The 9,029-nt window shown below is 71.1% G+C and carries 8 protein-coding genes; 5 read left to right on the top strand and 3 right to left on the bottom strand.

Annotation, left to right across the window (positions count from 1 at the left end; genetic code table 11):
• Positions 1 to 569 precede the first annotated feature (569 nt).
• Positions 570 to 1,550 carry an aldo/keto reductase gene (locus tag ABZ374_RS25635; RefSeq protein ID WP_360314898.1) on the bottom strand — a complete coding sequence of 327 codons (981 nt, stop codon included), beginning with the start codon at positions 1,548 to 1,550 and terminating at the stop codon, positions 570 to 572.
• Between the two features lie 239 nt (positions 1,551 to 1,789).
• Here ABZ374_RS25635 and ABZ374_RS25630 point away from each other — a divergent pair, with 239 nt between their 5' ends.
• Positions 1,790 to 2,839 carry an LLM class F420-dependent oxidoreductase gene (locus tag ABZ374_RS25630; RefSeq protein WP_360314896.1) on the top strand — a complete coding sequence of 350 codons (1,050 nt, stop codon included), beginning with the start codon at positions 1,790 to 1,792 and terminating at the stop codon, positions 2,837 to 2,839.
• Between the two features lie 67 nt (positions 2,840 to 2,906).
• On the opposite strand, the gene ABZ374_RS25625 is transcribed toward ABZ374_RS25630, so the two are convergent.
• Both ABZ374_RS25625 and corA read right to left on the bottom strand, forming a co-directional pair.
• Entirely contained in the window at positions 2,907 to 3,530 is a 624-nt protein-coding gene (locus tag ABZ374_RS25625; protein WP_360314894.1) for a hypothetical protein, read from the bottom strand.
• Between the two features lie 267 nt (positions 3,531 to 3,797).
• Entirely contained in the window at positions 3,798 to 4,772 is a 975-nt protein-coding gene (corA, locus tag ABZ374_RS25620; protein WP_360314892.1) for a magnesium/cobalt transporter CorA, read from the bottom strand.
• Between the two features lie 226 nt (positions 4,773 to 4,998).
• Between corA and ABZ374_RS25615 the strand changes: the two genes are divergently transcribed.
• The 4 genes from ABZ374_RS25615 to mshC all read left to right on the top strand — a co-directional run bounded on the left by ABZ374_RS25615 (position 4,999) and on the right by mshC (position 8,833).
• Positions 4,999 to 5,724: a histidine phosphatase family protein gene (locus tag ABZ374_RS25615; RefSeq protein ID WP_360314890.1), complete on the top strand. Its 726-nt coding sequence runs from the start codon at positions 4,999 to 5,001 to the stop codon at positions 5,722 to 5,724.
• A 318-nt stretch (positions 5,725 to 6,042) separates the two neighbouring features.
• Positions 6,043 to 6,612: a DUF3090 domain-containing protein gene (locus ABZ374_RS25610; protein ID WP_360314888.1), complete on the top strand. Its 570-nt coding sequence runs from the start codon at positions 6,043 to 6,045 to the stop codon at positions 6,610 to 6,612.
• Positions 6,582 to 7,433 carry an SCO1664 family protein gene (locus ABZ374_RS25605; protein WP_360314910.1) on the top strand — a complete coding sequence of 284 codons (852 nt, stop codon included), beginning with the start codon at positions 6,582 to 6,584 and terminating at the stop codon, positions 7,431 to 7,433. Before ABZ374_RS25610 ends, ABZ374_RS25605 begins: the two co-directional genes overlap by 31 nt.
• Before the next feature lie 173 nt (positions 7,434 to 7,606).
• Positions 7,607 to 8,833, top strand: a complete 1,227-nt coding sequence (gene mshC / locus ABZ374_RS25600) for a cysteine--1-D-myo-inosityl 2-amino-2-deoxy-alpha-D-glucopyranoside ligase (protein WP_360314886.1) — start codon at positions 7,607 to 7,609, stop codon at positions 8,831 to 8,833.
• Positions 8,834 to 9,029 lie beyond the last annotated feature (196 nt).

Here is a 9,029-nt window from a genome sequence, read left to right as displayed (position 1 = left end):
GTGATCGACGCGCGCAGCGCGGAGAGCGGCGGAGCCGCAAAACGTTGACTTCGTGGCCCGGAGCGAAGCGAAGGGACACGAAGTCACGAGCGAGGGGCCACTTTTTTGTGGAGGAGCCCGCGACGGAGCAAAAAAGTGGTGCCTCGCGAGCCGGCGCCGAAGGCGCCCAACAAAAAGCAGCGCTGCATCGCCGAAAGCCCCCCACCCCGCCCGCTCCGCTCACGACCCGGGCCCGGTTGCGGCGCTCACCTCGCGACCGGGGCCTTCCGGGCTCGCTGCGCTCGCGACCTGGGCCCGGGCCTGGGGTTGGGCGTACGTCTGGGCCCCACCAGCTCGCTCCGCTCGCGACCCAGCCCCAAGCATCCGTCCCAGCGCGCGACTTAAGTCCACCGCTCACCGCGCTCACCGCACTCGCGACCCCGCGACCCCGCGACCCCGCGACCCCGCGTCAAGGATCGCTTCGGGCCCGCTCACAACTCAAACCCAACCGCCGCACTCACAACCTCAACCCGGTCGTTCGGCTCGCCCGCGACCCAGCCCTCCAGCCCCCAGCCCCCAGCCCCCAGCCCCTAAGCCTGACTCCAAGTGTGATCCGGATACCCCGTCATAGGCTGCGAAACGTCCTCCAACGCCGACCGGATCTCCGCAGGAAGAACGACACTCTCCGCAGCCAACGACGCCCGAAGTTGCGCGGCGTTGCGCGCGCCGACGATGGGCGCGACCACCCCGGGCCGATCGCGTACCCAGGCCAGCGCCACCTCGATCGGTGCGGCGCCCAGCCCGTCCGCCGCGGTGGCGAGCGCGTCGACGATGCGGCGCGAGTGCTCGTCCAGGTACGGCGCCACGAAGGGCCCCATGTTGGCGGAGGCCCCGCGCGAGTCGGCCGGCATCGCGTGGCGGTACTTGCCGGTCAGGACGCCGCGGCCGAGTGGGGACCACGGGAGCAGGCCGACGCCCAGGTCCAGGGCGGCAGGCAGGACCTCGCGTTCGATGCCGCGTTGCAGCAGCGAGTACTCCATCTGGGTGCTGGCCACGACCACCCGGCCGGGAGCGGCGGATTGCCACGTGGCCGCCTTGGCGAGTTGCCAGCCGCAGAAGTTGGAGACGCCGACGTAGCGGGCCCGACCGCTGGTGACCGCGAGGTCGAGCGCGTGCAGGGTCTCTTCGAGCGGCGTCGACGGGTCGTAGGCGTGGAGTTGCCACAGGTCGACGTGGTCGGTGCCGAGGCGGGCCAGCGAGTGGTCGAGGGCCTGGAGCAGGTGACCGCGCGATCCGTCGAAGCGGCGTTCGCTGTAGGGCACGCTCGCCGCCTTGGTCGCGATGACCAATTCCGAACGCGGGATGTACCCGTCCAGGAGACGGCCGATCATGTACTCGGCCTCGCCGTCCGCGTACACGTCGGCGGTGTCCACGAGGTTGCCGCCGGCGTCCAGATATGCCTTCATCTGGTCGGCCGCGTCGTGCTCGTCCGTGTCTCGTCCCCACGTCATCGTGCCCAGGCCCATGCGGGAGACCCGCAGGCCGGTGCGGCCGAGATGTCGCTGCTCCATGGCACCGGAGACTAGCCGTTCCCTCCCCTGTGCCGCCGTTGGCGGGGCCGTTCGGCGGTATGCCGCCCAAGCAGGTTACCGGCGGGTAGGTATCGCGATATGGTCGGCCGAGCACCACGCCAACCGCACCGCAACCACCGCACCACGCCAACCGCACCGCACTCACCACACCACAACCACGCACCACGACGCTCACACCACAAACAACTCCGGTTCGAACCCACAAAGAGGAGGTCCGTATGCGACTCGGCATCAACCTCGGCTACTTCGGCGCCGGCAACGACGCCGACAACCTGGCGGTGGCCCAGGAGGCCGACCGTCTCGGCTACGCGGTCTGCTGGGCCGCGGAAGCCTACGGCTCGGACGCGGCGACGGTGCTGTCCTGGGTCGCCGCGCAGACCACGCGGATCGACGTCGGCTCGGCGATCTTCCAGATCCCGGCCCGGACGCCCACCATGACCGCGATGACCGCCGCGACGCTGGACGTGCTCTCCGGGGGCCGGTTCCGGCTCGGCCTGGGCGTGTCCGGGCCGCAGGTGTCCGAGGGCTGGTACGGGGTCAAGTTCGACAAGCCGCTCGCCCGCACCCGCGAGTACGTCGAGGTGATCCGCAAGGCGATGCGCCGCGAACGGGTCGACCACCAGGGCGCCAACTGGACCCTGCCGCTGCCCGGCGGTCCGGGCAAGCCGCTCAAGCTCACCGTGCACCCGGTGCGCGAGCACATCCCGCTGTACATCGCGGCGGTGGGCCCGAAGAACCTCGAACTGACCGGCGAGATCGCGGACGGCTGGCTCGGTGTCTTCTACGCGCCGGAGCACGCCGAGGAATCGCTCGTACACATCCGCGCGGGCCGGGAAAAGGCCGGTCTGGCGATGACCGACTTCGACGTCGTACCGACCGTCCCGCTCGTGGTCGGCGACGACCCGCGGCACGCGGCCGACCAGGTACGCGGCTACGCGGCGTTGTACGTGGGCGGGATGGGCAGCCGGGAGCAGAACTTCTACAACCGGCTCGCGATCCGGATGGGCTACGAGGCCGAGGCCAAGGAGATCCAGGACAGGTTCCTGGCCAAGGACTACCTCGGTGCCGGCGCGGCCGTCCCGTACGACTTCATCGACAAGACCAGCCTGCTCGGCGGCAAGGAGCGGATCGCCGAGCGCATGCAGGCGTACGCCGCCACGGGTGTGACCACCCTGACCATCGCGCCGAACGGCACCACCCTGGACGAACGCGTCGCCGCGCTCCGGGTCGCCGCCGAGGCGCTGGAGTTGTCCGGGACGGCGTCCTAGCGGGACCGACGGGCCCGGACCGCCGTCCTCCAGGGACTTCTCGACCCGCCGACCCGACGACGACCCGTCAGCGCGGCCCCGGCACCCGGGCCGCGATCACCTCGGCGAATTCCAGGAGGCGGCGGATCTGGCCCGGACCGCCGTCCTCCAGGGACTTGCTGAACCGGTACGCCTCCTGCCGGAAGCGGCCGGTGGACGTACCGTCCTCGCCCCGCACGGTGGCCACCTCCTGCAGGGTCGGCGTGGCCAGGAACACGAACGCGCCGCGCAGTTGCCGGCGTCCGTCGTGGTCGGTACCGACGAGCGTGCGTATGCCGACGTGCGACACCGAGCCCAGCGGGATCACCTGTACGGAGGAGTCCAGCACGGTGCCGCCGGGCGCGGAGGGGTCGGTCATGTCCTCGCTGTGCCACAACACGAGCCGCCGGTCGTCGCAGACCGCGGCCTCCTGCCACACCGAGGTGCCGTTCGCGTTGATGTCCACGACCCGTTCGAGGGTGAAGCCGCGGACCGGGCGCCGGCCGAGGACCGAGCCCAACGCCTCCAGCGCGACGTCCGGATGCAGCAGGTAGGAGCGAACCGCGTCCTCCAGCTGGCTGTGCGAGGACCAGTCGGCCCCGGCGGCTCCGGCCCCCGGAACCTGGGCCGGGCGCGTCCCCGATGTGCGCTGCCTGCCCGACTTGCCGAACATCCCCACCTGCTTCCGCCGCGTCTGTACAAGCAGAAGCCTACGAGAGTCCGGCGTGGGCGGTGCCGGCGTCCACCGCTTGATCGATCACAGAACGAAATCAGGCCGCGGCGGGGGAGTCCAGTGCATCCCCGCCACGGCCGGTATGTGGTTCAACGACCAAAAGAAGCAAAGGACACGACGCGACCCGGTGCTACCCGACGCAACCCAATGCAACCCGACGCAACTCGGTGCGCCCCGACGCGACCCCCGCCCTCGACGAAGCGCCCGCTACAGCCAGCCGCTCTTGCGGAACATGCGATGCAGCACGATGCACGAGCACACCATCAGGGCGACCGCTCCCGGATAGCCCCAGGCCGACCCGAGTTCGGGCATGTGCTCGAAGTTCATGCCGTACACGCCCGCGATCATCGTCGGCACCGCGAAGATCGCCGCCCACGCGGAGATCTTGCGCATGTCCTCGTTCTGCCGCACGCCCACCTGGGCCAGGTGCGCGCCGAGTACGTCGGTCAGCAGGCGATCGAAGGACTCGATCTGTTCGGTGACCCTGGTCACATGGTCGGCCACGTCGCGGAAGAACGGCCGGGTCTCCGCGGGTACGAAGGGGACGTCCGCCGTGGCCAGTTTGCGTATCGGCTCGATCAGCGGCAGCGCGGCGCGGCGGCACTCCAGGACCTCGCGCTTGAGCAGGTAGATGCGCTCGGCGTCGTTTTCCCGGCTGGGCGAGAAGACCCGGGCCTCCAACTCCTCCAGGTCGGTCTCCAGCTCGCCCGCGATCGCGAGATAGGCGTCCACGACGGCGTCGGCGACCGCGTACAGCACCGCGCCCGGGCCGTGCTTGAGCAGTTCGGGCTGCTTCTCGACCCGACGCCGGACCGATTTCAGCTCGGCGCCCGGCCCATGACGGACCGTCACCACGAACGAGTCGCCGACGAACATCATCAGCTCGCCGGTCTCCACGGAGGAGGTCTCGTCGTAGTAGTGCAGGGTCTTGAGGACGAGAAAGATCGAGTCGTCGTAGGTCTCCAGCTTGGGTCGCTGATGCGCGTGCAGCGCGTCCTCGACGGCGAGCGGGTGCAGCCCGAACTCGCTGGTGACCAGATCGAACTCGCTCGGCGTCGGTTCGTGCAGCCCGATCCAGAGGAACGAGTCGCCGACCCGCCGGGCCTGGTCCAGCGCATCCGAGAAGTCGGCGGGGCCTTGGGTCCGGCGGCCGTTGGTGTAGATGGCGCAGTCGACGATCACCGGTCCATTTTGCCGGCCGGCCGCGAGGCCGGTGGCGAGCGGGGCGAGCGCGTCGTCGGCCCCGTCGGTGGCCGGGAGCCGGAGCAGGCCGCCCCCCTGTGCCCGAAGAACCGCGGCCGGCACGCCGCAGGCAACGGGTGGAGCCGGTGGGTGAACCGCCCGAGCCGCCCGCAGGCCCCGCATGCCCGAGGCCGGCCGCGATGGGGGGAGACATAGGGTTGGGTGTATGACGACGGTGCTCTTTGTTCGGCACGGGCGGACCACGGCCAACTCCACGGGGGTGCTCGCCGGTTGGACGCCGGGGGTGTTTTTGGACGAGCGGGGCGAGGAACAGGCCGCGGCGCTCGGCCGGCGGATCGCCGAGGTGCCGCTCGCGGCCGTGGTGACCAGTCCGCTGGAGCGGTGTCGGCAGACGTCGGAGGCGGTATTGGCGGCCCGGCGCGGAACCGAGTCGGCGCTGAATGCCGGCGCGCAGGTGGACGAGCGGGTCGGCGAGTGTCGGTACGGCGACTGGACCGGGCAGGAGCTGAAGAAGCTCGCCGAGGATCCGTTGTGGAAGACCGTGCAGATGCATCCGAGCGCGGTCACCTTCCCCGGCCCGGGCGGCGAGGCACTGCGTACCACCCAGGCGCGGGCCGTGGACGCGGTCCGGGAATGGAACGAGCGGATCGCCGCGGAGCACGGGCCGGACGCGATGTATCTGGTCTGCTCGCACGGCGACGTGATCAAGGCCCTGGTCGCGGACGCGCTCGGGATGCATCTGGACCTGTTCCAGCGCATCCAGGTCGACCCGTGTTCGCTCACGGTGATCTCGTACGGCACGCAGCGACCGAGTGTCGGCCGACTCAACGACACCGGTGGTTCGGTGGCCGGCCTGTTGCCGGCGCCCGACGGGCGGCACGCGTCCGGGTCCGGTGACGCGGTGGTGGGCGGCGGAGCCGGCGCGCCGTAGGGTGCCGGGGAGGGCGCACTCCCCCGCGCGCCCTCGCCGACTTTGGCCGGGCGGGAACACCCGGGCAAGATCGAACCCGGTGGGAACGGGCAGGATCGTCCGGGAGAACCGGGGAACCGGAGTACCGGGCATCCGGCAACTCGGGAAACCGGGAGTCCGGGAATAGCCCCCCGGGTGTGGCGGATATAACCGTGCGGAACCCCCAGTCGGGTTCCGGTGCGGTCCAGGTTCGCCGTACCGTCCGCCCGACCGCCCATCCGACCACCGACAGACCGCGACCACCCCCGTCCCGCTCTCGACAGAAACACGGAGCAGCTCGTGCCCCGCCAGGTCTTCCTGTACGACCCCCCGGAGCGGTTCGTCGCCGGCACCGTAGGTGAGCCCGGCCAGCGAACCTTCTTCCTCCAGGCTTCCGCCGCCGGCCGCGTGACCAGCGTCGCCCTGGAGAAGACGCAGGTGTCCGTCCTGGCCGAACGCGTCGACGAACTGCTCGACGAGTTGGTTCGTCGCACCGGCGGCGAGACCGCCGTGCCGGCCGTGACGCCGACCGAACTTGAGGACTCCGGGCCGCTGTTGCCGCCGATCCTGGAGGAATTCCGGGTCGGCACGATGGCCCTCGCGTGGGATGCCGACGACGAGCGGCTCGTGGTCGAGGCGCAGGCCCAGGTGCCCGACGACGACTCTCCCGAGGACACCCTGCTCGGCGATGACGACGACGAGGACGGCCCGCCGCTGCTCCGGGTCCGGCTCACCGGCGGTCAGGCCCGGGCGTTCGCCAAGCGCGCGCTGCTCGTGGTCGCGGCCGGCCGGCCCGCCTGCCCGTTCTGTGGGCTGCCGATGGACCCCGAGGGCCACATCTGCCCGCGCGCCAACGGATACCGGCGTTGACCGACACGGTTCTCGACGCCGCCGCCGTCCCGGAGCTCTTGCGCCGGGGCGAGTTGACGGTACAGGCGCGGCTGGAGGACGCCTCCAACGCGACGTTGTACTGCACCGCGACGTTGGAGGGCATATCGCTGCCGTGCGTGTGGAAGCCGGTCGCGGGCGAGCGACCGCTGTGGGACTTCCCGGACGGTACGCTGGCGGGCCGCGAGGTGGCCGCGTACGAGGTGTCCGAGGCGCTCGGCTGGAACATCGTGCCGACGACCGTGTTCCGCGAGGGGCCGTACGGCGCGGGCATGTGCCAGTTGTGGATCGACCACAAGCCGGCCGAGGACGAGCCGGAACCGGTGACGATCCTGCCCGCGGTGGACCCGGGCCCGGCCTGGAAGCCGATCGCGCACGTGGTCGTCCCGGACGAGCACGGCAAGGAGCAGCCCGCCCTGCTCGTGCACGCCGCCGCCGACGCGCTGCACCGGATCGCGGTGTTCGACGCGGTGATCAACAACGCCGACCGCAAGGGCGGCCACCTGCTGCCCGGTCCCGACGGCCACGTGTACGGGATCGACCACGGCGTCTGCTTCCACGTCGAGGACAAGCTGCGCACGTTGTTGTGGGGCTGGGCCGGCGAGCCGCTGCCGGGCCCCGCGCGGGCGGCGCTGAGCACGCTGGCGAGCGATCTGGCCGGGCCGCTGGGCGCGCGGCTGGGCGAGCTGATTACGCCGGACGAGGTGGCCGCGACCCGCGAACGGGTGAGAGTTCTGCTCGCCGAGGACCGGCTCCCGAAGCCGGACGGCCGCCGGCACGTGATCCCCTGGCCGCCGATCTGAGCACGGCGCTCGACGTCGACGCGGAGACCCGGCACGCGGTGCGGGTCGACCCCGGGCCGAGTCCCCGGGTGTGGCGGAACCGCGAGGTCGGGCGCGCCGTTCGGCAAAGACGCGGAAATTAGTCCGCCAACCCTGGAAGATCTTCCGCCCCTGCGGACGTTAGTCTCATACGTATGTATGCCTGGCCTGCACCCGAGCTCCCCGTTCTCCCTGGTCAGGGTGCGTCCCTGCGTGTGCACGACAGTTCCGTGCACGAGCTTGTGACGATCACCCCGGGACCGGTCGCGCGGCTGTATGTGTGCGGCATCACCCCGTACGACGCGACCCACATGGGGCATGCCGCCACCTATGTCGCGTTCGACCTGCTTCAGCGGGTCTGGCGGGATGCCGGCCACACCGTGGACTACGTACAAAACGTCACCGACGTCGACGACCCGCTCCTGGAGCGGGCCGAGCGGGACGGCGTGGACTGGGTCGAGCTGGCACAGCGCGAGACGGCGCTGTTCCGCGAGGACATGGCCTCGCTGCGGGTGCTGCCACCGGCCAACTACATCGGCGTGGTCGAGGCGATCCCGCTGATCGTGCCGCTGGTCGAGGACCTGCTCGCGAAGGACGCCGCCTACTCGGTGGACGGCGACATCTACTTCTCCATCGCATCGGACGAGAGCTTCGGCGGCGTGTCCGGCTACACCGCCGCCGAGATGCTGGAGATCTTCGGCGAGCGCGGCGGCGACCCGGAGCGGGCCGGCAAGAAGGACCCGCTCGACCCCCTGCTGTGGCGCGCGGCGCGGCCCGGCGAGCCGTCCTGGGACGCGTCCTTCGGCGCGGGGCGGCCCGGCTGGCACATCGAGTGTGTGGCGATCGCGCTCAAGTACCTGGGCATGGGCTTCGACGTCCAGGGCGGCGGCAGCGACCTGGTCTTCCCGCACCACGAGATGGGTGCCTCGCACGCGCACGTGGTCACCGGCGAGGTGCCGTATGCCAGGGCCTACGTGCACGCCGGCATGGTCGCGCTGGACGGCGAGAAGATGTCCAAGTCGCGGGGCAACCTGGTGTTCGTCTCCAAGCTGCGCCGCGAAGGCGTGGACCCGATGGCGATTCGCCTGGTGCTGCTGGCCCACCACTACCGCAGCGACTGGGAGTGGACCGACCGGGTATTGACCGACGCCCAGGCCCGGCTGGCGACTTGGCGCGCGGCGGTCGGTCGACCCGACGGGCCGGACACCACCGAACTGCTCGCCACGATCCGCGAACGCATGTGCGACGACCTGGACGCGCCCGGCGCGCTGGCCGCGATGGACGCCTGGGCGGCCCGGCAACTCGCCGACGGGGGCGACGACTTGTCCGCCCCGGGCGTGGCCTCACGCGCCCTGGACGCGATCCTCGGCGTGGCCCTCTGAGCCGAGCGACCCAGCCGCCCGCACCCGATGCGAAGGCCCCGACCGGGAGATCCCGGTCGGGGCCTTTCTCGCGGCGGACATCGAGGTACCGCTCCGTCCGGCCACACCCCCGCGACGGCCGACCGGAGCGACCCCTCGTCCACGACCCCAGCAGATCACGTGCGCCACTCCCGGCACTTCAGGGGAAGCCCTCATC

The sequence above is a fragment of the Embleya sp. NPDC005971 genome, from assembly GCF_040629175.1.
Classification (GTDB): domain Bacteria; phylum Actinomycetota; class Actinomycetes; order Streptomycetales; family Streptomycetaceae; genus Embleya.
This window is presented reverse-complemented; position numbering and strand designations above follow the sequence as displayed.